This is a genomic window from Terrisporobacter hibernicus (assembly GCF_020809405.1).
GTDB lineage: Bacteria > Bacillota > Clostridia > Peptostreptococcales > Peptostreptococcaceae > Terrisporobacter > Terrisporobacter petrolearius.
In genome coordinates, this window is the sequence record NZ_CP081135.1 from 278,947 (window position 1) to 304,387 (window position 25,441).

Below are 25,441 nucleotides of genomic sequence, written 5' to 3' on the forward strand. Positions count from 1 at the left end.
AGTTCAATACCTTTTATTTCATTTTTCATATTAAAAAAAGAGCCCCTCACAAAAGAATGAAATTACTCCTGCTTCACATCCCTTTATAAATACTCTTACTTTCACATAAAATTCAAAGTTATTTTTTGTACTATTTTATAAATTTTCATTATATTTAGTAAAATTCTACATCTTCTTAGAATATATGTCAAATATTTTTTCCAATATTTCGTCTTCTCATAAAAATTTTCTTTTTTTAGATTTTTAGTTGACATTTTTTTTGAATATGCATACAATATATTCTATAATTATTTAACAGCAAAGGCGCTGTAGGTACTTTTACCTACTGCGCCTTTTTTTATTTTGAAACAATCCTATGTTTCAATTCAATATTCTGACAATATTAAAGGAGGGTATATTATGGAAAGATTATCTAAAACTTTTGGGAGTTTGGTATTCAATGACAATGTAATGAAAGAAAGATTGCCAAGGGATATATATTTAGTTTTAAAAAATACTATACATCAAGGTAAACCACTTGATATTAAAATTGCAAATGTAGTTGCAAACACTATGAAAGATTGGGCAATAGAAAAAGGTGCAACTCATTATACTCATTGGTTCCAACCAATGACCGGGATCACTGCGGAAAAACATGATAGCTTTATCTCACCTACTGGTGACGGCAATATTGCAATGGAGTTTTCTGGCAAGGAATTAATAAAAGGAGAACCTGATGGATCATCATTTCCATCTGGAGGGCTTAGAAGTACTTTTGAGGCAAGAGGATATACTGTGTGGGATCCAACATCTTATGCTTTTATAAGAGATACAACCTTATGTATACCAACTGCTTTTTGTTCTTATTCTGGTCAATCTTTAGATAAAAAGACACCTTTATTAAAATCTATGGAAGCTATTGATAAAGCTGCAGTAAGATTATTAAACATTTTAGGTTACAATGAGGTAACTAGAGTAGTAACTACTGTTGGTGCAGAACAAGAATATTTTTTAATAGATAAAAAACTATTTGAAAAAAGAATGGATTTAAAATTCTGCCAAAGAACTTTATTTGGAGCAAAACCACCAAAAGGTCAAGAAATGGAAGATCATTACTTTGGTTCAATCAAACCAAGAGTGGCAGAATTTATGAAAGAATTAGATATGGAACTTTGGAAACTTGGTGTTTTGTCAAAAACTAAGCATAATGAAGTTGCTCCATCTCAACATGAGTTGGCTCCTATTTTCACAGTTACTAATATAGCAACAGATCACAACCAAATTGCAATGGACTTAATGAAAAGAATTGCTGATAAACATGGTCTTGTTTGTTTATTGCACGAAAAGCCTTTTGCAGGTGTAAATGGTAGTGGAAAACATAACAACTGGTCACTTTCTACTAGCAAAGGAAAAAATCTATTGGAACCAGGTAAAAAACCTTATGAAAATAGAACATTCTTATTATTATTCTCTGCAATTATTAAAGCAGTGGATGAATATCAAGACCTGCTTCGATTATCAGTAGCAAGTGCAGGAAATGATCATAGATTAGGTGGTAACGAAGCTCCCCCTGCTATAATTTCCATGTTTATAGGTTCAGACTTAAAGAAAATACTAAAGTGTATTGAAAATGATTTGCCTTATAGCGAAAATTTCCTAAACACAATGGATATAGATGTTGATGTTCTTCCATCTTTTATGAAGGATACTACAGATAGAAACCGTACTTCCCCTTTAGCTTTTACGGGAAATAAATTTGAATTTAGAATGCTTGGTTCTACTTGTAATATTGCATGTCCTAACACTATTTTAAATACAATTGTAGCAAATAGTTTATGTGAGTATGCAGATATATTAGAAAAAAGTACAAATACAGAGGATACTATTTTTGACATAATTAAAGATACAATGAAAAAACATTCAAGAATAATATTTAATGGAAATAACTATGCAAATGAGTGGGTTATTGAAGCTGAAAGAAGAGGCCTTTCTAATTTCAAGACTGCTGTTGATGCTCTTCCTCATTATGTGGACGAGAAAAATGTTAATCTATTTGAAAAATTTAATGTTTATACGAAAGAAGAACTTCAATCAAGATGCGATATCTTACTAGAAGAATATTCTAAAACTTTAAATATTGAAGCTTTAACAATGATAGATATGGCAAAAAAAGATATAATACCATCAGTATGTGCTTATTCAAAATCTTTAACTGATACTGCGTTAAACAAGAAATCATTAAGCTGTGATATTGATTGTAACTTAGAAATTTCTTTAGTGAAAAAACTTTCTTCTTTAAATTCTTGTTTAGACATGAAGATCGAAAAGCTAAACAACTCATTATTAGAGAGTAAAGATTTCACTAATCCTAAAGAAAATGCTGAATTTTATAGAGATAATATTAAAGTACAAATGCAAGAACTTCGCGCTATTGCAGATGAGTTAGAAACAATAGTTGGCAAGGAATTTTGGCCATTCCCTACTTATGCAGACTTATTGTTTAGCATATAGTTAAACTATAATTTCCTGACATTAAAAAAGAAAGCCTTACTATAAATTTTTATAGAAGGATTTCTTTTTTATACTTTAACTCAAGAATTTTTTATACTTGTAAATAACTTAATATTCATAAATCATAGTCAATAATTATAATACTGATCATAATTTCAAAACCTAAGTTTAAATTAGTTATAACTTATTTTATTGATAAAGTTATTAATTCTAATATATACATACTAGTTTTTCTATCAGTTTTTTTCAATAAATTAAAACAAATTTTTAACTTTTCATACTTTTCATCTAAACTTATATCTTTATTGTTTATATCTTCAATTAAATTAATTATTTCATCTAAATCATTTTTATATTTCACATTATTGTCTTTAATAAACAGTTTAAAATCTTTCAACCTTTCTTCAATATTTTTTAATTTTTCTTCTTTAATCATTTCTTTTTTATAATCAAATAAACATGTTTTGATTTTTTCTAAATCCTTTTTGCTATAATTCCAAACAACATTATTCTCATTTTCACTTATATTATTAATCTTATTTCTATATTTATCTTGTAGCTCTTCTATAGCTATTACTACTTCCATATAATCATTATTTTTTAATACTTCTTCACATCTATTCAAATCAAATTCTACTTCTTCAATACTCAACAATTTACTATCTCCTTTTATCATTTTCTATATTATATCATTACCTTACCTCAATTCATAAAAAATTCGCCGCCACTCAGCCACTGGATGGACCTAATGTAAAAATAAGATTGCTCCAGGAACAATCTTATTATATATTTTTCTATTCAATTATATTATTTTTCTCTAAAGTTTTATTTTCTTTAAATAATAAAACAGCAATACCTATAAACAAAATTCCTAATGATATAAAAACAAGTAATTGATTAAATGGCAAGTAATTAACAGTATTCATTTCAACATTTTTAAGAACATTTGAAGAAACATAACTTACAACAACTGCGAATCCGTTATTTATAAAATGCATAAACATACTTACGCCAATAGAATTAGTTTTGCATACTGCATATGCAAAAGATATGCCTAGAATTGATGTAGGTATAATTCTGATAAAATCCATATGCATAATGCCAAATAATATTCCAGAGGCAATAACAGCTCCTCTATAGGATTTTTTGTTGTATTTAAAAGATGTTAGTATGAAACCTCTAAAAAATAACTCTTCACAAATTGCTGGCATTACGGCCACCAAGCATAGATTTAAAAACAAGTTATCTTTCATAAACAAGGCATTATTTAATCCTTCTATAATCTCTTGGTTTTGTGGAAAATAGTATAAAATTATATTAGTTATTACAAATACAATTAAATAGGTTCCAATCCAAAGACTAAATGCTCCAACTAAATGTTTAAACTTAGGTAGTTTTAAAGAAAATACCTTTTTAAAATCACTTTTTATATAGTAAGCAAATAAAAGAGGCAATGCTAAGATCATAATTTGGGTCAAAGCAATACCAGTCATTTTAAATTTCAACTGAACATAACTTCCTACATAAATTAAAAGTACCAATCCAACAGCATATAAAACAACTCCATCACTTACACCTGGCATAGTATGCTTTTGTATATTACTTCTTTTTTCTAAGAAGGAAAAACTCTTTCCGTTTCCAAACAATATTTCTTCAGAATTAAACATTTTTGAAAGCAAAATAACTGCCAAAATTACAAAGGCAAAGTTTGATATAAATACCAATGCTATTAATCCTAAACTAGACTTAAAAGTAAGTACACTCTTTATTAATAAAGATATGTTTACAACAGGTATTACAGCAGTAGTTCTATCTAAGTTCATGTTTGGCACCATAGATGCATAAGAAGGTATAAGGACCAACAACATAATTGGTGTAATATAGTTTTGTGCATCTTTGAAGCTTTTTGCCAATGAACAAACACACATACTTACGGCTGACACTACCATGGCAAATAAACAAATACATATTATTGTTATAAGTAATGGCGCTGCCAAGGCTGAAATGCTCAAACTATGAGAAAACATCTGTCCTGTCATATTTCCAGTTGCTAAAATATACATTAATGTCATTAAAATAGATACAACATTTATAATTGCCGTTACAATTGCACAAATAGATACTGCCATATACTTACCCATAACAAGTTCTAGGTTAGTAATAGGTAAGGTAAATAAAGTTTCTAGTGTGCCTCTTTCTTTTTCTCCTGCCATAGAATCAATAGCCGGATAAATAGCTCCAAGAAGCACTCCCATAATCAAAATCAGTGGAAGTATTTGACCAAGAACAAATCCTGCCAACTCTTCATTTTTAGCCACATCAACAGTTTCATATGCTACTGGTTCAAGGGTTTCTTTCACATCTAAGTTGGACTGCTCTATTTTGTTTTTAACTTTACTATCTTTGTATGATGAAAAAACACCTTCTAATTTACTATTTATATTTGATGAATTGTCTTTTGATGAATTTATATATATCTTATAGTTTTCTATTTTGTTTTCACCTTTTACACTTATGTATGCATCAATAGATCCTTTTTCCAAATCTTTTTTATAATTATTAGTATTAACTATATTAATATGTCCACTACTTTCATCCTTAAAGTTTTCTATTGTAGATATAAGCTCTTTGTTAGGTTGTTTTTCAAAAGCTATATTAATATCTTCATTTTTTATACTATTCATAGACATGGTCATAACTTGAGTCATTATTAACATGAGAACAGGATATAAAATTAAAGGAAGTATAATTCCCATAAATAGAGTTTTCTTATCTCTAAGAATGTCTATCATTTCTTTCTTAAAAATGGCTTTTACCATTTTACTCCTCATTTAAGCCCCCCCTTTCACTTGCCAAGTTTATAAATATGTCCCTAAGGCTACTTGTATTATACTTAGACTTAAGTTCTTCACAACTGCCTTCAGCAATAAATTCACCCTTATGTATCATATAAATCTTGTCACATAGGATTTCTGCTTCCTCCATGTAGTGAGTTGAATATAATACAGTCTTCCCTCTATTTTTTTCTCTTTTCATAAAATCTATAATAGATTTGCTACTTATTACATCTAAGCCTAATGTGGGCTCATCAAATATGTATATGTTTGGATTATGTATAAGGCATCTTGCAATAGAGGTTCTTTGTGTTTGTCCTGTAGATAAGTTTTCTATTCTATTATCAATAAAGCTTTCCATATCCATAATTTCAATTATACTATTTATAGATTTTTCTATTTCTTCTTTTGACATATCATATAGACTTCCAAATGTAGTTAAAAGTTCCCTAGGAGAGAGTCTATTATATAGTTTTGTATTACCTGAGAGATATCCTATTTCTTTTTTAGCTGCATTTTTATCTTCTTCATAGTTGTAGTTTCCTATTTTAATTTGTCCAGAAGTTGGAGTTAAAATTCCTCCAAGCATTCTAAGTAGTGTAGTTTTTCCTGCTCCATTTGGTCCTAATATTCCAATAATCTCTCCTTTTCCTATTTTAAAAGATAAATTATTTACTGCTAGAAACTCTTCTTTTTTTGTTTTAAACTTTTTCTTATTACTTTTATCTTTTACTTGTCTAGTAAAGGATTTGCACAAATTTTCTACCTCAATCATTAATAAACCCCTTTTCTTCTTCCCCTTAATAAATACTTTTTATATAATTATATCATTTCCATTTGCTGTAAATCTATATTGTTTCTTTATTAAAAAATAAAGGCCACCTCCAAAATGAATTTTAGGGCAACCTTTGCTTATTATTTTTTATATATACAGTTTTATTTTAAAATGTTGTTAGGATCCATAAATACTAATCCATTACCTTGAAGTGTTCTGAGTATTGGTAGAGTATTAGTATTTTTTATTAACTGACCATATAACTCAGCTTCACTTAATTTTCTTCCAAATTCTTTTTGTGACCATTCTATTAAAAGAGCTAGAGATCCTGTTACATGAGGCGTTGCCATGCTTGTTCCTGACAAAGTTTCATATTTTCCATTTAAGAAAGTTGATACTATATTTACACCTGGTGCTACCAAATCTACTTCTTTATTAGAGTCACTAAATCTTGCAGCAGATTTAGAAAAATCAACAGCCCCTACGCTAATTACTTCGTTGTATCCTGCTGGATAAGAAAATTCATCTGTATTTCCACTACCATCCCCTTCATTACCTGCTGCGCATACAACTAATATGTTGCTATCAACTGCTTTTTTTATAACTTGATGTAACTGAGGAATGTCTTTAGATGTGCCCAAAGACATGGATATTATATCTACTTTTTCACTTATTGCAAAATTTATAGCATCTATAATACTCTTCATACTTCCTGAACCGTTTTTGTCCAAGGCTTTTAAAATTAACAATTTTGCATCTGGAGCCACACCTGTTACACCCTGATTATTATTAGATGCTGCTATAGTTCCACATACATGTGTTCCATGACCATTGTAATCTTCATATTTATTTATATTGCCATTGTCTTCAGTAGTAAAGTTTCTACCACCTATTATTCTATTTTGTAGGTCTTTGTGAGTTGTATCACACCCAGAATCGATTACAGCAATTTTCACATTTTTACCTGTGATTCCTTTACTCCACATAAAAGGTGCATTTATCATTACTACACCATCTGTAATATAATCTTTGTCAGAAGTTATGGAGATATTTGCTCTTTGAACTACATCTTTATAATTAATAACTGGAATTTGTTTTACGATTATATTTTCTAAGTTTTCCAATATTTTCACCACCCCAATATTATTTAATATAGAAAACAGACATTTTTCTACATTAAATAATATTCATATTCATGTGGAAATGTTCTTTGCATGTAAAAAATAGCCTCAACATATGTTGAGGCTACTTTATATAAAAGTATATATTTACTTATTATGCGTTTAAAGCTTCTTCTTCTTTTTCGTCTTCAACAAGAGTATTTAACTTCTTATCCATTGACCAAAGAACTATACCACAAACTATAACTATTGCAGCAACTGCACCATAAGCTGGAGCAAATGAGAATTTTCCTAAGAATTCATATAAGTATCCATAAGATTTACCAGCTATGAATATTGCAAATGGCCAAACTCCCATCATAAGTCCTAAAACTTTCGCTGGAGAGAATTTAGATATAAATGAGTTTCCAAGTGGTGAGAATACCATTTCACCAATTGACATTAATACACCTACCATTACTATCCATATTAAGCTAGCTTGATTTTCTCCTCTAACTATTTCAGCAACAGCCATAACAACGAATGCTAATCCTAATAATATCATACCTAATGCAGTTTTCTTGAACATACTTAAGTCACCTTTTGGTGAATTAGCACGTTTAGTCCAATAAGCTGCAAGAACTGGTCCAAGAGCTATACAGCAAAGTGCATTTAATGAATCAAACCAAGCAGATGGAACAGTAAAGTTTCCAATTACCCAGTTAGCTTTATTAGCTGTTTCAACATCTGGTCCCCAGTGATATAATACTGGCATATAAGTTAAGTACCAAACTATCCAGAATACTATTGAGAATATAGTTACAAGAACTATAGCTCCAATTCTTTTCTTTTCTAGTACAGTAAGAGGTACATTATCTTCTGCTTTCTTTGAACTTTCTTTAACTTCGTCAGCTTTGAAAGGTTTCTTACCTACATCTCCCCAAGCAGCATTACCAGCAAATAGTAACCATAAAGCATCTAAGAATAATAATCCAGCACATACTAAGAAAGTAATTCCATATCCATATGCTAAAGCTATAAATGCAACAAAAGTTGTTCCTATGAAAGAACCTATGTTAACAAATGAATACTGAACTGAGAATGCAGAGTCAAGTTGATCTGGATCATCAAATAATTTACCGTTTATTCCTGAAATATTTCCTTTAAAGAAACCTGTTCCTACAGATACAAGTGCTATCATTCCCCATAATAATCCAGGAGATGATTGAACAGCCGATTGCCATCCACAAGCATATCCAAGTCCCATCAATATTGCACCTAACACAACACATAATCTAGGGCTTACCCATCTATCTGCTATCCATCCACCAAGTATTGGTGTCAAATATGTGAATGCAACTAAGTTTGCAGTCATTTTTGCCCCTTCTGTAGCATCTAGTCCAAGACCACCTTTTGCTGCTGTAGCAACTATAAATACCGCGATTAACCATTTTGATGAATAAAATGCCATTCTTTCAAGAGTGAAAGATAAAGCACATACATAAAATCCAAAAGGGTATTTCTTTTTAGTTTTTACTGTGTTTTCCATGTACTACCTCCAATATAGTTTATGTTTTTTTTATTAGAGATTTCCCTTTGCTTCGTCACCATTAGTCATGTGCCTAAAATAATGTATCTTATTTATTTACTTATTTGCATGATTCCATTTTTTTGACTGGTGCATTCGGAAAATTCTAAATACGTAATGCTTATTTACCATACATAAATCTAATGATAGTCCTTGATGTCAAATATGGTTTAAACATATTCTAGGAATGCAAAAACTAATTTTACTCCCCATACAAAATGTACCAAAAATCGTTATCATAGTCAACTTAAAAAAAGTATTTTTTTGTCATAATTATTTTTTTAATATAAATATCATTTAAAACATTCCGACTATTTGAAATTTTATCATATTATGTTAATAATTCCCTTAATAAAGAAAGCTATGGTGAAAAATGTCAACCATTTTTTACCATAGCTTTTAATTATATTATTATAAATATTTTTATTATTTCAATTACTAGTACTAAAACTGTAACCAAAACCATAAATGGATAAACCAGTATAGACACAAGTGTTGTACTAGTCAACATCCAAATTATTAAAATGCAACATAAAATGCTTATTATAAAGTCAAATAAAATATGAGTTTTTTTCTTTTTAAAGATATAATAAACCAATGCTATAAGTAATAAAATCATTACTATTCCAATAATCAATTTAAAAATAGGAATATTAGATGTTGTAAAAATTTCATTGTTATATTTTGATTTATAAAATCTCAGATGATGATTTACTCCTGCTTTTTTACTAGACAAGTCATGAACCACTTTTAGTCCAACGATCATTGCTATTTGAACAAAAGTAAATATACAATAAAATATTTTTTTAACGGTTTTACTCATATTATTTTGTAGGATCTCCTGTTACATACTTATTTCCTTCATTACTCCATGCAATCCATCCATCTGAATATAGCGATGTATTATCAAGTCCCATTACCATAGCATCCCAGTAAGTTTCAGCAGCTCTCCAACCACTTCCACACATAAATGCTAAATGATTATTTAAATCTATTTTACAATCATCTTTCCACATAGATAGTATTTCATATCCATTTCTCATTGTTTTATCTGCATTTCTATAATAATCCATTGAACTTGAATCAGTTTTTCCTGCATATCCATAAACAGCACCTTCTATACGGCCTTTTATTTTATGGTAGCTATATCCACTTTCTTTTCCTATATATTCATTCCAAGTACGGTTATCTACAAGTGTATAATCATCTTTTTTCAAGAATTCTTTTGTTTCTTTTATTGTGTCTATCATATCTGGATTTGCTGGTGCATCTACTCCAAAATCTTTTTCAGCTTTTGCTTTTACACCTTCTTTTTCTAATGCATATCCTTTTTCATTCCATACATCAAATCCACCACTCATTACACGAACATCTTTTACACCTAAATATTTAAGTATAACAGCATATCTGCAAGCTGCAAGTGGTTCTGGACTTGTAACTATTACACAATCCTTAGAAGTTATTCCACTTTTTAAAGCTAGGTTTACTAGAGCTTTGTCCCCATTTAATCTCCACTCTTCTATATTATTAACATATACTTTTGGAGTCTCAAAGTCATCTGTATTTACATGAACTGCAGATGGTATATGTCCATCTAAATATCCTGATTCTTTATCATTTCCCCATCTAACATCTACAATTTTTATATTTTTACTATCTGTAAAGTTTTCTGGAGTTTTTCCATCTACTATTTCCTTTACCATATCTGCTGGAACATACATATCATAATTTTTATATGATTCTAGTTCTAAAGATTTATCTTTAATCCATTCATTAGCATCGTAAGTTGATACATTTTTTATTCCATTAGAAGATAAATAACTTGCAACTTTACTTGCATCTTCTCCATTTGTATCATATACAATTACGTTTTCATAAGACTTTAATTTTTTATTTTCTATAGCATCTGATAAATAGTCGTCTTTATTTTCTGCCTTAGATTCTAACCAATCTGCAGAAAAATCTGTAGCTCCTGGTATATGACCACCTCTAGTTGCACCTTCAATAGCCCAACCGCTATATACGTCATTTCCCCTTGCATCTACAATTATTGTTTTTTCATCTTTTAATGATTTTTTCACATCATCTGTTGCTACTACTTTTGTCTTATTTTCTTCACTAGTTTTACTTTTGTCATTGCTTGCACAACCTACAACAAACATTGCTGATAGGGCAGCACAACAAACTAGACTTAATAATTTTTTTTGCATGTTTTCTTCCTCCATTATTCTGATATGTAGCACTTGTATTATATCTTTCCCAATAATATATGGTCAAATTAATTTTTTCTATAAAACAGGTATTAGTATAGAAAAATTCTATAAATAGTAAATATTGTAAATAAACAAAAACCACATGCTTATTTATTAGCATATGGTTTCCCAAAATCATTAGTTTAATTAGAATATTTTTGCCCAAGTGATGTTAATACTTTTAAAACATCTTCTTGCGGAGATTCATTGCATATTATGCTGTCTTCAACTATTGTTCCTCCACAATTTTTAATTCTTTGCTCCCAGTCTTGCATCCACTCTCCATCGCCCCATCCATAAGATCCAAATAGAATAATCTTTTTGCCATCTATATCATTTGAGATACTTTCCATAAATGGTTCCATCTCACTTTCTTCTAATTCCTCCACTCCCATAGACGGACAACCTAAAAATAATATATCTGCTTCTACTACATCATCTAGTGTGTCTTTATCAACAGTTAATAATTTTGAATTTCCACCTTTTTTGCTACCTTCATATATGGCTTGTGCCATAGATTCTGTATTTCCTGTTCCACTCCAAAATATTATATTTATTTTATTATTCATAATTATTCCTCCTTGAGATTTATTTAATATAATAATATCATCATTATATTGTTTTGTAAATGAGAATAATTATCATTATTATGTTATTTTTATTACTAAATTAAAAAAGTCTGAACTAAAGTAATTTTAGATTCAGACTTTTTATATGTTAACTTACATGTAATTTACTATAAACCCCACCATTATTAATAAGTTCACTGTGAGTTCCTTTTTCAACTATACCACTATCTGATAATACTACAATTTCATCAGCATTTTTTATTGTAGATAATCTGTGGGCTACAACTAAATTAGTTCTGTCTTTGCTTAGCTCTTCTAAAGATTTTTGAATTTCTCTTTCTGTTACATTATCAAGAGCTGATGTAGCTTCATCAAGAATTATTATTGGAGGGTTTTTCAGAAATACTCTACATATAGATATTCTTTGTTTTTGTCCTCCAGAAAGCTTAACTCCACGCTCTCCTATATAAGTATCATAACCTTGTGGTAAACTTTCTATAAAATCATGTATTCTTGCTTTTTTAGCCGCAGCTATTACATCTTTGTCACTAGCATCTGGTTTAGCACATAATATATTTTCTTTTATAGTTCCTGTAAATAAAAATACATCTTGTTGAACAACACCAATATTTTTTCTTAATGATTTTAAACTTACATTTTTTACACTTTTACCATCTATTCTTATATCACCTTCTTCAAAATCATAAAATCTAGGTATAAGGTTGCAAAGGGTAGTCTTACCTCCTCCAGATGGTCCAACTAAAGCTACTGTTTTACCAGCTTCAATTGATAAATCTAAGTTTTTTAATACTTGTTTTTTGTCTTCATAAGTAAATGAAACATTATTTATTTCAATATTTCCTTTAATATCTTTTAGCTCCACAGGATTTTTCACTTCTTTTTCCACATCTTCTTCAATTATTTCCATAAACCTTTCAAAACCAGTCATACCATTTTGATATTGTTCTGTAAAGTTTATTAACTTTTTAATTGGCTCTATAAACATTTTTACATATAATATATAGGCTGCAAAATCACCTAAATTGATTTCACCTAAATAAGTAAAATATCCTCCAGCAACTAGTGCTACTAATTCTAATAGATCCATAAATAAATTCATTCCTGAAAAATAGTCAGCCATAACTCTATAAGCTTTTTGTCTAGCTGATTTAAAAATATTATTTCTATGATTAAATTTATTTAATTCTTCTTCTTCGTTACAAAAAGATTTTGTTACCTTCATTCCAGCAATAGAATTTTCTAATGTAGCATTTACTTCACCTGTAGTTACTCTCGTTTCCATAAAAGCATTTTGCATTCTTTTTCTTTGTTTTGCCGCAAATATTATTACAAAAGGTAGTATGGCAAAAATTATTATGGTAAGTGGTATGTTTATGTTTAATAAAATAATGAATGAACCTATAAACATAACTATTGACACAAATAAATCCTCTGGCCCATGGTGAGCAAGCTCAGAAATATCCATTAAATCGTTTATTATTCTAGACATGGTTACTCCAGTCTTATGATTGTCAAAGTATGAGTTAGGCAGTTTTTGAAGATGAGTAAACACTTCACTTCTCATATCAGCTTGCATTCTAACACCTACCACATGGCCCCAATATTGCATAAAGTGATTTAAGAATGCCTTTATTATAAATATAAATAATAAGGTAAACCCAAAAATAACAAGCATGCTTAAATCCTTATTTGGTACAACCTCATTCATTATATCCCTTGTAATCATGGGATATACTAAGTTACATATAGCAAATAATAATGCTGCTAATAAGTCCATAAAGAAAAGTTTCTTATATGGTTTATAATAATTTATAAATTCTTTTATCATGTATTCCTCCTAAATTTGATAGTAATATAAAGTTTACTATATATTTATACACTTTGCATACAGTATTCAATCAAAAAAATCACTCCAAAAGGAATGATTCTTCTAAAATATATGTTTATACTAAACTTTTTAGCTTATTCCTTTCTCATTTTTATGCTCCTTTTTTCTATAAACTTCCACATATTATATTCTACAAATTACATTATTTACCTCTTTTTGTTCCTTTAAAAATTAATTTTTAGGGCCTATATTTTTTATTTTAAAATTTATTTCCAATTTTTCAAAAATAATATAAATTTTTTTACGAAAATGTTAAACACTATATAAGAACAAATGATTTTATTAATAAAATAGAAAGGAAGATGACATAATGAGTAACAAATTACCTAAAGAGGCCTATGGAGGTGTGTCAGGTAAGGATTATGTACCTTATATAACTGATAAATCCAATAAAGGCGCAAATATTCCCGTACTGATAATAGGGATAATACTTTCTACTGTATTTGCAGCATCAACTGCATATTCTGGTATGAAATCAGGTTTAACAGTAGCAGCAGGAATTCCGGGAGCAATAATTGGTTCCATGTTTGTAGGAGTTTTTGCAAAAGATAAAGGAATACTTGGCAAAAATATTATACAAGGTATGTCTAGTGGTGGTGAATCTATAGCTAGTGGATTAATTTTTGTACTGCCAGCAATTATTTTAATAGGAAGCGACCTTACTTTTTTAGAAGGTTTGACAACAGGTGTGGCAGGAAGTTTATTTGGTATAGGTTGTTCTGCTCTAGTTTACAATTACTTAATAATAGAGGAACATGGAAAACTTATGTATCCTGAATCTATGGCTATTTCTGAAACATTAGTAGCTTCACAAGGTGGCGGAGACGCCATAAAATACATGGGTATCGGATTTGGAATAAGTGGTATCATAAACGTTCTAACTGGTTCATTTTTAAATGTAATCAACAATGTTATGACTTATTTAGGTACTCCATTTTATAAGTGGAAATTTTCTTTAGAAGTAAACCCACTTTTACTAGGTATAGGGTTCATAGTTGGATTAGAGGTTTCATTAACAATGTTTGCTGGTTCTATACTATCAAACTTTGCAGTAGCTCCACTTATAGGTTACTTCTCTGATATGGCTCGTGAGGGAATGTTCATATGGAATGACCCTGCTGTTGCCATAAATACTATGGATGTAAATGCTATATCAGGCAGTTATGTAAAATATATTGGTGCTGGTATGATGCTTTGTGGTGGTATAATCGGTGCTATAAGACTTATACCAACTATAGTAGTTTCTATAAGAGAAACTTTAAACGCTAAAAAAGGTAATAATGAAGATGATAAAGGTGGTTCTTCTGAAATGTTAATATTAATAGGTGGTGTAGTTGTTGGTTTAATTACCGCTTATCTAATATCTCAAAGTATTACAATGGCAGCTGTTGCTATTATAGTTTCATTCATATTATCATTTTTATTTGTTATAGTTTCTGGACGTTTAACAGGTACTATAGGAACATCAAACCTTCCTGTATCAGGTATGACTATTGCATCTTTAGTAATATTAACTCTTGTATTCGTCGTGTCTGGCTGGACAGGACTTGCAGATAACAAATCATTGCTTTTATTTGCAGGCTTTATGGTTACTGCCATATCTGTTGCTGGTGGATATAATCAATCTCAAAAGGTAACTTATATAATTGGTGGTAGTAAAAAAGAGATGCAAAATAGCTTTGCACTAGCTTCTATAGTAGGTGTGGCTGTAGTTTGTGGAACAATAGTTGTGCTTTCTAGCCAGTTGGCAATTACAGGTGCTGACGCTCCTTTTGCACTACCTCAAGCTAACTTAATGTCTACATTAACATCAGGTATAATGTCTGGTAACTTACCTTGGGTTATGGTTATTGCTGGTGTAGTTATAGCTTTAGTACTATTTATGTTAAATTTACCAATAATGACTGTTGCTATAGGATTTTATTTACCAATCTCTACTACTTCAATCATATTAGTAGGAGCACTAGTTCGTTTATTTGTAGAGAAGACTGCTAAAAATGATTTGGAAAGAGAAGCTAAGGTTTCAAATGGTATCAGTTTATCATCAGGATTAGTTGCTGGTGGATCTATAATAGGCTTAATAGGTATAATACTACAAGTATCTGGTATAATTACACCTATGGTACCTGCTGGATTTGCCGCATCAAATTCAATGGCATTGCTTCTACTAGTTATCCTTGTTGTAGCAACAACTATTCCGATTGCATTTGCAAAGGTTAAACATAATGAAGACTAATGAAGAAGTTCTAAATTTAAGATTTAAAATTTGCGAAAATGTGGATTATTTTATAGACGATAATGGAATAGTTACTTTGTTTGAAAAACAAGACCATAAAGTACAAAATATTTTAAGAAAACTTAAATTTAAAATACCAATGTACAAAAAAATTGAACTTGATGAATATTGTAGTTCAGTATTTATCTTGCTAAATGGTAAAAATACTGTAGAAGAAATAGGCGAAAATTTAGAATTGAAATATGGCCAAAAGGTTCACCCTTTATATGAAAGATTATTACTTTTTATAAACCATATATATACAGATTGTAAATATGTTGAAATAATTAATTAAAATAAAAAACTATACTGGCTAATTTGCCAGTATAGTTTTTTCTCTATATTTTCTTTTTTGATCAACAATAACAACAATCCATAGTATTATAGCCATAAAAATATTCATAACATTGCATATACCAGCTGCCATAGATACTTCCAGCTGTAAACTTTGGGATGCCATTAATATGAAATTCCAAATAGAATGGAAAATAATTAAAGGCCATATATTTTTCATCTTCATTGCAAGACCAACAAAGGCAAAACCTAATAAGGATGAGTAAAATACTGTGGCAAGTGCCTCAAGTAAAGAATTTCCCATTACTATAGTTGTTATATGTACTATGGAAAAACCTAAACTACTTATTATCATAGCTAATAGATAGGATTTTTCACTTTTAAATGAATTTAATATTATACCTCTAAAAATAACTTCCTCACAAAAACCTGCCATGGCTGTTCCTATAAAAACAATTATTATAAGCAAATAAATTGAACTATCATAAGTTGATACATGCTCACTTAACTCAGTTATAAATTTTCCTACCATAAATACTAAAACTATTAAATATGGAACAAACCATATAAATTTTTTTAAATCTTTTGATGGAAAACTTAAATCTTCCCAAGGATAATATTTTTTTATAAAATACATAATAAATACTGTTGGTGGTATTTGAATTATGAGTTTATAAATAATATTATTTCCATTCATATTCATTGTTCCTAGCACATTTTCACCCAATATATTAGATACTACATTTCCTATTAAAATCCCAATGCCCATAGTTCCTAAATATCCTATTAATGCTAAAATACCAGCTTTTTTCTTACTCATAAAATCTCCCTCTTATTTTTTATTTTTATTATAACTTAATAATTTGTATATTATAAAATAAGTTTTTTCATTCAATATCTTATTTTTTATAATACCTGAAATTAAAATTAGTTTGATATATTAATAGTAATTGGATAAAATAGTTTTATCAATAACAATATAAATAATAAGAGGAGCCTATAATGATAATAAACATAACTGATTTGGCAAAAGCCGCTCTTGATGACATGTTTAAAAACTACGAAATGGATGAATTAGATAATGAAAAGTATATTCGTATTTATTTGAAAGAAATTGCATGACATGGACCTGTTTTTAATGTAGCTCAGGATGAGCCTACTTCAAAGGATAATATATATGTTGTGGACAACAAATATCATGTAATTATAGATAAGGATTTATCTTCTAAGTTTTCTGTAGTAAATATTTTTTATAAATCAACAAGAAGTTATGGTGATTTTTACATTACTACTGATTTACAATGGAAAGATGAGTATCACTACTGTAACTGGAGTAAACCTTGGTATGGTTTGCTCTAAATAAGGAGGTTCTCTTTCAATCTCCTTGAATATTTGCACTTTCTATTCCTAATGTACTTAGTAATTTATCTTCATTAATGTCCGTTATTATTCCACTTTCATGCCAGTGACTTTTACATCCACAATAATCTAAAAATACACATTGAGGAACAAAACCTAAATTTTTTGCCTTAAGTCCACCTGATATTAAATTAAGAACACAGGCAACACCGATTATTCCTATATCTCCATATTGAAACTTTCTTTTAACAGTAATATTTGATTCATGAGGAATTATATAAACTTTAAAATTATAATCTTTACCTAACTTATCATATTTATTTATATGACATGATTTTGTACAATTTGCACATATATATCCTTCTTTAGTTTTTATTGACTTACAATAGTTTTCATTTTGTGCCTTCATACATGACGGAAGCAATAATCTCTTTTCCTTTGACTTAATAAAAAGCTCCCTATAGGACTTATTCATTATTTGTGCTCCTACCATGTTTAGATGGTATTCTACTTCTTTTTTTGTACATGTAATATAGTCTTCTCTGTATTTATATTTTTCTTTTGCTAAAATCAAAAATTCATCTACATTTTGTGTATAAGGACCTAATTCTATTTTGGCTTTAGTCTCAAATATGTCTTCTATTTCTAAAGAAGACAAAATTATTTTCTTAGCTTCCTCTTCTCCACTTGTTATAAAATATTTTTCCCATGATTTTAATCTTTTAACTTCTTCCCTAAAATCACCAGTCGCATCTAAATACCCAATTAACTTGCCAAAATTATTTATATTAGAATCAATTATTTTCTCATCCTCTATACTGAAAAAATTTGTTTCTATCATTCCTCTTTTTTTATCAACACTATTTTTTATAATCTCATATTTTCTTAAATAAGATAAAATTATTAAAATCTTCTTAGGTATTTGTTGAAGGTTTACTGCTCTGTTTATATAATTTTTCCACAAAACCCCTATCATTAATATTTCCAAAGAATACTCTGAAGTTGTTCTTATATTTTCAATATGATTTTTTTCTAAAAAGTTAATAAAATCTTTTACATACTTTCCACAAGTACAAAATATTAATTTTTCAACATCCAATGTAAAACTTGATAATTTTTTATAAAACAAATTTGAATTATAATTTTCTTTACACAAAGAATATGTTGTTTCCTTCATATGTGGTTTTACCTTCCTTTTAAAAATATTATTCTTTAGTATAATCATAGTAATGTTCTTATTCTTTTATGCAAGACTTTAATTAAAAAAAACTCATGAAATTACATTACTAATTCCATGAGTTTTTTATTTATTTATTTCCGAAAGCATCTTCCCAGTCTTTTTTAAACTTTTCAATTCCTTGATCTGTTAAAGGATGATTTAACATTTGGTATACTAACTTAGCTGGTACTGTTGCTATATGAGCTCCTGCTAATGCTGCATCAGTAACATGAACTGGATGTCTAACACTTGCAGCTATTATTTCTGTTTCTATTCCATGTATATCAAACATTTCTGCCACAGTTCTAACTAAATCCATTCCATTAGTTGATATATCATCAAGTCTTCCTAAGAAAGGTGATACATAAGTTGCTCCAGCTCTTGCAGCAAGTAGCGCTTGGTTTGCTGAGAATATTAAAGTAACATTAGTTTTTATTCCCTTTGCAGCTAATACTTTTACAGCTTTTAACCCTTGTGCAGTCATTGGTATTTTAACAACCATGTTTTTGTGGATTTTTACTATTTCCATTGCTTCTGCTATCATACCTTCAGCATCGTCACTATTTACTTCTCCACTTATTGGTCCGTCAACTATTGAAGCAATTTCTCTAACTACTTCTGTAAAATCTCTTCCTTCTTTTGCTATTAGAGATGGATTTGTAGTTACACCACATATTACACCCATATCATTAACTTTTTTAATATCTTCCACATTTGCTGTGTCTAAAAATAACTTCATTTTTATAATCTCCTTTGCTCGCTTTTCTTTTGTATGTAGGTTATCTTTGAAAATTAATATATTTTATTTATAAATACTTGTGTCGATGTATTTTTTATATATTAATTCTCCCTTATTATTATACCCATAAAGATAAGTATTTGCCACATTTCCTTTCACAAAACTTACAGGAGTATATTTTTTTCCATCCAAAACACTTTTATTTGACCAAAACTCCACTGTAATTTGTCCTCCAACTGCATAAGCATGAATATAAATTGGATAATCATAAGGATTTTTGAATCTTAAGTTTTTACTTCCTGTTGCTAATGTGGCATCTAATCCTCGTTGTACATAGGCTACAGATTTTGAGTGATTATATCTTTCTGTTGGTAGAATTCCTGCTTTTAATTGTGTATTATACAATGTTGTAGAAACCTGACAAACTCCACCTCCTGGGGCATTCTTATGAGTTCCATTTATTATAACTGGCGCCATATAATAACCATTACTAAGGTCTACTGGACTAACTTTGTCTTCGTATGAAAACTCCTGCCCAGGCATTAATAATGTTTTATCAATTTTCCTTGCTGCATTAGATATATTCAGTCCCCTATTGTAACCTGTTCCACCATAGTATGTTGTTGCAGAAGAAATTTTGTAGTCTACACCTTCAAGATCTTTATTATCTATTTTAGGTTTGATTTGTTCATATTCTTCTTTAATAATTATATTACTTTTTCCCACTTCATTACTATTTATTTTTTCTATTATTTTATTTTCTAAATTTTTATCATTAATACTTTTACCATTTTTACCTTCTATTATATTTAATTTATCCCCATTCATCTCAAGTGTTGGTTCAATAGGAGATAGATGAGTATCATCATAAATTTTATTAACTTCTTTTTCTAAGGCTTCATTATTAAGGTTAATATTAAAGTTATAATTCCTTTTCACGCCTAAATATATTAAACCAAATTGTTCTAAAAATGTTTTGTCTTTACCATAACTCATTATTTCATTTTCAACTTTTACTACATCTAATTTATCAATTATATTAGATAGTAAAATTTCATAATCTTTATCATCTAATTTTATAATTATTTTATTATTATTAATATTATTTGCCAAATCACTTACCTTTTCGTTTAATTGTTGTTCATTTAGTTTTGAAACATCTTCTTCATATAAGGTTATATTTGGGTAAACTAGAGAGTCATATCTTTTGGCACCAAAATACATTACTGTAATTAATAAAAGAAAACACCCAATTTTAATATAAGTTTTCTTTTTCTTTTTAACGTCTTTTTTTGTATGTTCATCGTCCTTGATTATTTCTTCTTTTATGATTTGTAAGTCTTCACTATTTACATATTCTTTATTATTAAAATCTTCATCTTCTTCATTATTATTTTCTTCAACTTTATTTTCTAGTTGTTCATTATTTTCTTCATCAGTATTTTCTATATTAATATTATTTTCTAACTTATTTTCATCTGGATTTTCTTTTGTTAAACTTTCCTTTTCTTCTTTTTCTTGCTTTGCCTTTTGTCGAGCTTTTCTTATAATATCATTATTGTCATCCTTTCTCTCCACACTACCCCTCCTTTGATTTCACCACTAGTAAATTGTATTAATAAACTTAAACTTTATTCGTTTTAAAAAATTTCATTTTCGTAATCATTTTATTTATAGGAATTTGTATATAATAAAAATTTATGTTAATATAACTAGGTATAAATCATAAGAAAAAGGTGATAAAATGACAAAGTTCAAATATGCATTTGATGACAATAAAAGATATCATACTTGGAATTACTATCTTAGAAATACATTTGGTGAAAAAATATTTAAAGTTTCTATAAATGCAGGATTTACTTGTCCAAATATAGATGGAAAAGTATCTTATGGGGGATGTACCTACTGCTCCAAAGAAGGTTCTGGAGATTTTGCTGGTAATCCAAAAGATGATTTAATAAAACAGTTTAAAGAAATTAAAGAGATGATGCTAAAAAAATGGCCAAGCGCAAAATATATTGGCTATTTCCAAGCATACACAAATACCTATGCTCCTTTAGAGGTTCTAAAGGAAAAATATGAAACTATCTTAGAACAAGATGATGTAGTAGGACTTTCTATTTCTACTCGTCCAGACTGTTTGGAAGATGATGTAGTTGAATATTTAGGTGAGTTAAACAAAAGAACTAATCTATGGGTAGAGTTAGGCCTTCAAACTATTCATGACTCAACTTCAAAAATTATAAATAGAGGTCATGATTATAAGGCCTTTGTAGAAGGCGTAGAAAAGTTAAAAGCAAAAAATATAAAAATTGTGGTTCATATTATTAATGGACTTCCTGGAGAAGATTATAATATGATGATGGAGACAGCTAAGGCTGTGGCTGATTTAAATGTTCATGGAGTAAAAATTCATTTACTTCATGTTATAAAAGGCACTCCAATGGCAAAAATGTTAGAAAAGAATATGATGACTTTAATGACACAAGAAGATTATGTAAATCTAGTTTGTGATCAGTTAGAAATTCTTCCACCTGAAATGGTAATCCATAGACTAACAGGTGATGGTAAAAAAGAAGATTTGGTAGGCCCTCTTTGGTCTTTGAAAAAGTGGGAAGTACTAAATGCTATTGATGATACTCTAAAATCAAGAGATTCTTATCAAGGTATAAAGTATTTATCTTCAAAATAATAAATTTTCACATAAAAAAATTTGCTTCGCTTGAGCAACGTGTTGCCGCTATGAAATTTTAGGCAACGACCTTGCTCAAAAATACATTTTTATAGGTTATCTTAACTGACACCCCATAGGTGTCAGTTTTTTTGTGTTTAAAAATAAATTATAGAAATATGATACAAATATAAAAAATAAGGTTTATTTAAGGTTCAGTTTATTTTTATTTAAGATTGAATATATAAAATAGAGTTAAATAAAGCACAGTTCAAGAAAAGGAGAGCGTATGATAAAGTTAAAAAATATTAATAAATATTATGGCAAATTCCATGTAACTAAAAACTTGAGTTTGAATGTTAATAGTGGTGAAATATATGGGCTTGTAGGAAAAAATGGTGCGGGAAAAACAACCATATTTAAAATTATACTAGGCTTATCAGAATTTAGTAGTGGAGAATTATCAATAAAAGGTAGTAAAGATAAAAATCAATTACTTACAAATAGAAAAGAAATAGGGTTTTTTATAGGAAAAAACTTCTTTGATTATTTAGATGCTAGAGAAAACCTAAACTATTATAGACAATTAAAAGGAATCAAGGATAAGGGAGAAATTGATAGAGTATTAAAAATAGTAAACTTGCATGAAACAAAAGCAAAGTATAAAAACTTTTCTATGGGAATGAAGCAAAGATTAGGAATAGCTAACGCCATACTTGGTAACCCAGAAATACTAATATTAGACGAACCTACAAATGGATTAGATCCACAAGGTATAGCCGATATAAGAAAATTGATAAAGAAATTAAATGAAGAATATAAAATGACAATAATAGTATCATCTCATATTCTTGGAGAATTAGAACATACTGCAAATAGATTTGGTATTGTTCACGAAGGAAAAATACTTAAAGAAATAGACAAAAATAATCTGGAAAGTGAATCAGATACTATAGAGATTAAAGTAAGTGATATTGAGAAAACAAAGAAAATTTTAAAGGAAAATCAAATAGAAATTTTACAAGAAAAATCATCTAAAAAGACTTTAGAAGATTATTATTTTGAATTAGTAGAGGGGGCGAAGAAATGCTAAATTATTTAATAGCTGATTTAAATAGAATGAGTCGTAAGAAGTCTTTGGTATACACATTAGCAGCTTATGTAGGATTATTTTTTATTATGGTATATATGATATACAATCCAAATTTAGATGCAGGAGGATATGCTTCAAAAACAGATATGTTTTTAGAATTCTATCCTTTAGTAGTAGGAATACCAATATTTTTATCAATATATTCAGATGATTTTAAAAGTAAAGCAATGCAAATAGCTATAGGATATGGTATTGATAGAAATAAAATTATATTAACAAAAGCAATAGAAACAGTAGTATTATCAGTAATTTCAGGTGTGTTGTTAGGTGTACTGGCAATAGTTATGCCAAAAATTATAGGACTTACACTTAGCCATGAGCAGTTTTTAGGACTAGCTTTTAGCTCAGTAATAGGAATGCTTAAGATTATTGTATATGTAAATATATCTACAATATTAGTTTATCATTATCAAAATGCAATGTATGGAACAATATCATTTGTACTTTTATGTTCAGGAACAATACGAATTATATTAAGTCTTATATTTTCTCAAAAGTTTGTAGTAGACATAATAGGAAATTTAACTGAGCATTTGTTTACAACATTGCTAGCTATAGAAAAGCTAAACTATATAACAACAGGAAGTTTTAATATAAATTCTATAATAGAGATTGTACTATACATGGTAATTCCAGTGATAGTTTCAATGATTATATTTAGAAAAAAAGAACTTGAATTTTAAAAAAATAACTTAAATTTTAGGAGGCAGAATATGAAAAAAACATTAGGAATTTTAATAGTTTTATCTATAATTGTAGGTGGAGCAGTTTGGGCAAAAGGATATTATAATAATAGGTATGTAGCATCAGAAACTTATTATACTCAAGTACCATCAGATGAGGTGATTAAAGACTCTTGGTTAGTAGATAGTGATGGTAAAAAACAAGATAAAGGAAAAACATATGATTTAATTGGTTATGATAAAGAGGGAAAGAAAAAAGACGTGCGTTTTGTTCAAAGAGGTACTTCAAAAGATTATTACGCTCCTGGAACTTACGTTAAGGTAAAATCAAGTAAAACATTGGATCTTAGTCAAGTTCCAGTTAAAAAAGATGACGTACCAAAGAAAGCTTTAGAAAAGATAGAAAAAGAAGGAACTAGAAAATAAAATAGTGTAAATTAAAAAAGTCCTTCGTAAAATTTTTTACGAAGGACTTTTTTATAATTTATAATTATAAATTTTAAAGGGCAATGTTATGCTTGACCTGCAACCTTTCTAAGGTCTAAATCAAGACTTTCTTCACTTTCAGATGGTACTTTAGTAACACTTTTTAGAGCAACTATAGCAGAAACCATCATTAAGCAAACTCCAATTATTTTTACAGTGTTGAATGGTTCTCCCATGATAGTCCATCCAATAACTTGTGCAAATACTAATTCTATTGATGCTATTACACCAGCAACAGAAAGTTCTATTCCACTTTTCACACCACTTGTATAACAAATATAAGCAAGAGCTCCTGAGAATAATCCAAATCCTATTATATTTAAAACTACAGGCATATGTCCTATACTAGCTCCAACTTTAACAAAATTCACTCTACCTACAAGAATCAATGCTCCTGTTAAAAATGAATAAATCATCATAGTTAAATTATTTACTTCATCTAATATATTTTTACTTATTATTGGCATTAATGAATAAAGAATGGCTGCCATAATTCCACTTATAATTCCAAATGTACTTATACTTTGTAAATCTAAACTTCCTCCTGTAACTGCAAGTATTGCTGCAACTACACATATAGCTAAGGATAATAACTTCATTTTATTAATTTTCTCTTTGTATATAATTTTAGAAAAAATTGTAATAAATACTGGTGAAGTATAAAGTAATACTGCTGCTACTGCACTTCCTGCACTTTTTATGGAATTTACATAGCAGTAGTTAAATAATCCTTGGCAAAGTAATCCTATAATTACTGAATAAATAAGTCCTTTTTTTGATATTTTTAATAAACTTGGATTTTTTATAATTGCATAAAAAACTAATATAATACACCCCATTGAAAGCCTTAAAAAGCTTATTTCTTCTGTTGATAATCCTATATTACTTAGGTTTGTTGTGAATAATCCTATACTAGACCAAAAAAGACCTGCTAGTAATATGTATAAATAACCCATTCTTATGTCCTCCATTTGAAACATTATAATCTGTCTTATTATTCTAATATTTGTTATAGCAAATAGCATGCCAACTTTTACATTCTAAT

22 protein-coding genes are annotated in these 25,441 nt (G+C 28.7%); 8 read left to right on the forward strand and 14 right to left on the reverse strand.

The genetic code is table 11. From position 1 onward, the window contains the following. The first annotated feature begins 399 nt into the window (after nucleotides 1–399). Nucleotides 400–2,490: a glutamine synthetase III family protein gene (locus JW646_RS01380; RefSeq protein ID WP_074917727.1), complete on the forward strand. Its 2,091-nt coding sequence runs from the start codon at nucleotides 400–402 to the stop codon at nucleotides 2,488–2,490. A gap of 184 nt (nucleotides 2,491–2,674) precedes the next feature. Here the strand turns inward: JW646_RS01380 and JW646_RS01385 are convergent, their stop codons facing one another. The 9 genes from JW646_RS01385 to JW646_RS01425 form a co-directional block, all read right to left on the reverse strand. After that, nucleotides 2,675–3,166, reverse strand: coding sequence for a hypothetical protein (locus JW646_RS01385; RefSeq protein WP_228416301.1), 492 nt, complete (start codon nucleotides 3,164–3,166; stop codon nucleotides 2,675–2,677). A 118-nt stretch (nucleotides 3,167–3,284) separates the two neighbouring features. Continuing rightward, entirely contained in the window at nucleotides 3,285–5,321 is a 2,037-nt protein-coding gene (locus JW646_RS01390) for an ABC transporter permease subunit/CPBP intramembrane protease (RefSeq protein WP_228416302.1), read from the reverse strand. Continuing rightward, complete coding sequence (locus tag JW646_RS01395; protein WP_074917735.1) at nucleotides 5,311–6,099, reverse strand: ABC transporter ATP-binding protein; 789 nt, start codon at nucleotides 6,097–6,099, stop codon at nucleotides 5,311–5,313. Before JW646_RS01395 ends, JW646_RS01390 begins: the two co-directional genes overlap by 11 nt. 161 nt (nucleotides 6,100–6,260) lie before the next feature. Next, nucleotides 6,261–7,223 (reverse strand): S8 family peptidase, encoded by a 963-nt coding sequence (locus JW646_RS01400; protein ID WP_228416303.1) that lies wholly within the window; start codon nucleotides 7,221–7,223, stop codon nucleotides 6,261–6,263. 151 nt (nucleotides 7,224–7,374) lie between these two features. Then, entirely contained in the window at nucleotides 7,375–8,748 is a 1,374-nt protein-coding gene (locus JW646_RS01405; RefSeq protein WP_228416304.1) for a peptide MFS transporter, read from the reverse strand. 442 nt (nucleotides 8,749–9,190) lie between these two features. After that, nucleotides 9,191–9,610 (reverse strand): hypothetical protein, encoded by a 420-nt coding sequence (locus JW646_RS01410; RefSeq protein ID WP_074917740.1) that lies wholly within the window; start codon nucleotides 9,608–9,610, stop codon nucleotides 9,191–9,193. 1 nt (nucleotide 9,611) lies between these two features. Beyond that, a complete protein-coding gene (locus JW646_RS01415; protein ID WP_228416305.1) occupies nucleotides 9,612–10,997 on the reverse strand; it encodes a rhodanese-like domain-containing protein in 1,386 nt (461 codons plus the stop codon). A 185-nt stretch (nucleotides 10,998–11,182) separates the two neighbouring features. After that, nucleotides 11,183–11,608, reverse strand: a complete 426-nt coding sequence (locus tag JW646_RS01420) for a flavodoxin (protein WP_228416306.1) — start codon at nucleotides 11,606–11,608, stop codon at nucleotides 11,183–11,185. Nucleotides 11,609–11,756: 148 nt separating this feature from the next. Then, entirely contained in the window at nucleotides 11,757–13,457 is a 1,701-nt protein-coding gene (locus JW646_RS01425; RefSeq protein WP_228416307.1) for an ABC transporter ATP-binding protein, read from the reverse strand. Between the two features lie 370 nt (nucleotides 13,458–13,827). On the opposite strand from JW646_RS01425, the gene JW646_RS01430 reads away from it, so the two are divergent. Next, complete coding sequence (locus tag JW646_RS01430) at nucleotides 13,828–15,753, forward strand: OPT family oligopeptide transporter (protein ID WP_228416308.1); 1,926 nt, start codon at nucleotides 13,828–13,830, stop codon at nucleotides 15,751–15,753. Then, complete coding sequence (locus JW646_RS01435) at nucleotides 15,743–16,087, forward strand: hypothetical protein (RefSeq protein WP_074917754.1); 345 nt, start codon at nucleotides 15,743–15,745, stop codon at nucleotides 16,085–16,087. The genes JW646_RS01430 and JW646_RS01435 overlap by 11 nt, the downstream gene beginning before the upstream one ends. A gap of 18 nt (nucleotides 16,088–16,105) precedes the next feature. Here the strand turns inward: JW646_RS01435 and JW646_RS01440 are convergent, their stop codons facing one another. Beyond that, nucleotides 16,106–16,906 carry a CPBP family intramembrane glutamic endopeptidase gene (locus JW646_RS01440; RefSeq protein ID WP_228416309.1) on the reverse strand — a complete coding sequence of 267 codons (801 nt, stop codon included), beginning with the start codon at nucleotides 16,904–16,906 and terminating at the stop codon, nucleotides 16,106–16,108. 362 nt (nucleotides 16,907–17,268) lie between these two features. Here JW646_RS01440 and JW646_RS01445 point away from each other — a divergent pair, with 362 nt between their 5' ends. After that, nucleotides 17,269–17,445: a hypothetical protein gene (locus JW646_RS01445; RefSeq protein ID WP_228416310.1), complete on the forward strand. Its 177-nt coding sequence runs from the start codon at nucleotides 17,269–17,271 to the stop codon at nucleotides 17,443–17,445. 16 nt (nucleotides 17,446–17,461) lie between these two features. Here the strand turns inward: JW646_RS01445 and JW646_RS01450 are convergent, their stop codons facing one another. The 3 genes from JW646_RS01450 to JW646_RS01460 all read right to left on the reverse strand — a co-directional run bounded on the left by JW646_RS01450 (nucleotide 17,462) and on the right by JW646_RS01460 (nucleotide 20,981). After that, nucleotides 17,462–18,622 carry a DUF116 domain-containing protein gene (locus tag JW646_RS01450; protein ID WP_228416311.1) on the reverse strand — a complete coding sequence of 387 codons (1,161 nt, stop codon included), beginning with the start codon at nucleotides 18,620–18,622 and terminating at the stop codon, nucleotides 17,462–17,464. Nucleotides 18,623–18,752: 130 nt separating this feature from the next. Further along, nucleotides 18,753–19,403, reverse strand: a complete 651-nt coding sequence (fsa, locus tag JW646_RS01455) for a fructose-6-phosphate aldolase (RefSeq protein ID WP_074917761.1) — start codon at nucleotides 19,401–19,403, stop codon at nucleotides 18,753–18,755. Between the two features lie 63 nt (nucleotides 19,404–19,466). After that, nucleotides 19,467–20,981, reverse strand: a complete 1,515-nt coding sequence (locus JW646_RS01460; RefSeq protein ID WP_228416312.1) for a VanW family protein — start codon at nucleotides 20,979–20,981, stop codon at nucleotides 19,467–19,469. Between the two features lie 166 nt (nucleotides 20,982–21,147). Between JW646_RS01460 and JW646_RS01465 the strand changes: the two genes are divergently transcribed. From JW646_RS01465 to JW646_RS01480, 4 genes are all read left to right on the forward strand, one after another. Further along, nucleotides 21,148–22,095, forward strand: coding sequence for a TIGR01212 family radical SAM protein (locus tag JW646_RS01465; RefSeq protein ID WP_074917768.1), 948 nt, complete (start codon nucleotides 21,148–21,150; stop codon nucleotides 22,093–22,095). Nucleotides 22,096–22,363: 268 nt separating this feature from the next. Further along, nucleotides 22,364–23,167, forward strand: a complete 804-nt coding sequence (locus tag JW646_RS01470) for an ABC transporter ATP-binding protein (RefSeq protein ID WP_148557509.1) — start codon at nucleotides 22,364–22,366, stop codon at nucleotides 23,165–23,167. Beyond that, entirely contained in the window at nucleotides 23,161–23,910 is a 750-nt protein-coding gene (locus tag JW646_RS01475) for a hypothetical protein (protein ID WP_148557508.1), read from the forward strand. Before JW646_RS01470 ends, JW646_RS01475 begins: the two co-directional genes overlap by 7 nt. Before the next feature lie 30 nt (nucleotides 23,911–23,940). Next, nucleotides 23,941–24,336: a YxeA family protein gene (locus JW646_RS01480; RefSeq protein WP_228416313.1), complete on the forward strand. Its 396-nt coding sequence runs from the start codon at nucleotides 23,941–23,943 to the stop codon at nucleotides 24,334–24,336. Nucleotides 24,337–24,422: 86 nt separating this feature from the next. Here the strand turns inward: JW646_RS01480 and JW646_RS01485 are convergent, their stop codons facing one another. Next, entirely contained in the window at nucleotides 24,423–25,352 is a 930-nt protein-coding gene (locus tag JW646_RS01485; protein ID WP_206924937.1) for a DMT family transporter, read from the reverse strand. Nucleotides 25,353–25,441: the final 89 nt, after the last annotated feature.

Bases quoted from the DNA above. Each gene is read 5' to 3' on its own strand.
- JW646_RS01420 (WP_228416306.1), bottom strand. From the start codon at position 11,608: ATGAATAATAAAATAAATATAATATTTTGGAGTGGAACAGGAAATACA.
- JW646_RS01405 (WP_228416304.1), bottom strand. From the start codon at position 8,748: ATGGAAAACACAGTAAAAACTAAAAAGAAATACCCTTTTGGATTTTAT.
- JW646_RS01390 (WP_228416302.1), bottom strand. From the start codon at position 5,321: ATGAGGAGTAAAATGGTAAAAGCCATTTTTAAGAAAGAAATGATAGAC.
- JW646_RS01385 (WP_228416301.1), bottom strand. From the start codon at position 3,166: ATGATAAAAGGAGATAGTAAATTGTTGAGTATTGAAGAAGTAGAATTT.
- fsa (WP_074917761.1), bottom strand. From the start codon at position 19,403: ATGAAGTTATTTTTAGACACAGCAAATGTGGAAGATATTAAAAAAGTT.
- JW646_RS01415 (WP_228416305.1), bottom strand. From the start codon at position 10,997: ATGCAAAAAAAATTATTAAGTCTAGTTTGTTGTGCTGCCCTATCAGCA.
- JW646_RS01425 (WP_228416307.1), bottom strand. From the start codon at position 13,457: ATGATAAAAGAATTTATAAATTATTATAAACCATATAAGAAACTTTTC.
- JW646_RS01410 (WP_074917740.1), bottom strand. From the start codon at position 9,610: ATGAGTAAAACCGTTAAAAAAATATTTTATTGTATATTTACTTTTGTT.
- JW646_RS01395 (WP_074917735.1), bottom strand. From the start codon at position 6,099: ATGATTGAGGTAGAAAATTTGTGCAAATCCTTTACTAGACAAGTAAAA.
- JW646_RS01480 (WP_228416313.1), top strand. From the start codon at position 23,941: ATGAAAAAAACATTAGGAATTTTAATAGTTTTATCTATAATTGTAGGT.
- JW646_RS01470 (WP_148557509.1), top strand. From the start codon at position 22,364: ATGATAAAGTTAAAAAATATTAATAAATATTATGGCAAATTCCATGTA.
- JW646_RS01450 (WP_228416311.1), bottom strand. From the start codon at position 18,622: ATGAAGGAAACAACATATTCTTTGTGTAAAGAAAATTATAATTCAAAT.
- JW646_RS01465 (WP_074917768.1), top strand. From the start codon at position 21,148: ATGACAAAGTTCAAATATGCATTTGATGACAATAAAAGATATCATACT.
- JW646_RS01430 (WP_228416308.1), top strand. From the start codon at position 13,828: ATGAGTAACAAATTACCTAAAGAGGCCTATGGAGGTGTGTCAGGTAAG.
- JW646_RS01380 (WP_074917727.1), top strand. From the start codon at position 400: ATGGAAAGATTATCTAAAACTTTTGGGAGTTTGGTATTCAATGACAAT.
- JW646_RS01485 (WP_206924937.1), bottom strand. From the start codon at position 25,352: ATGGGTTATTTATACATATTACTAGCAGGTCTTTTTTGGTCTAGTATA.
- JW646_RS01435 (WP_074917754.1), top strand. From the start codon at position 15,743: ATGAAGACTAATGAAGAAGTTCTAAATTTAAGATTTAAAATTTGCGAA.
- JW646_RS01475 (WP_148557508.1), top strand. From the start codon at position 23,161: ATGCTAAATTATTTAATAGCTGATTTAAATAGAATGAGTCGTAAGAAG.
- JW646_RS01440 (WP_228416309.1), bottom strand. From the start codon at position 16,906: ATGAGTAAGAAAAAAGCTGGTATTTTAGCATTAATAGGATATTTAGGA.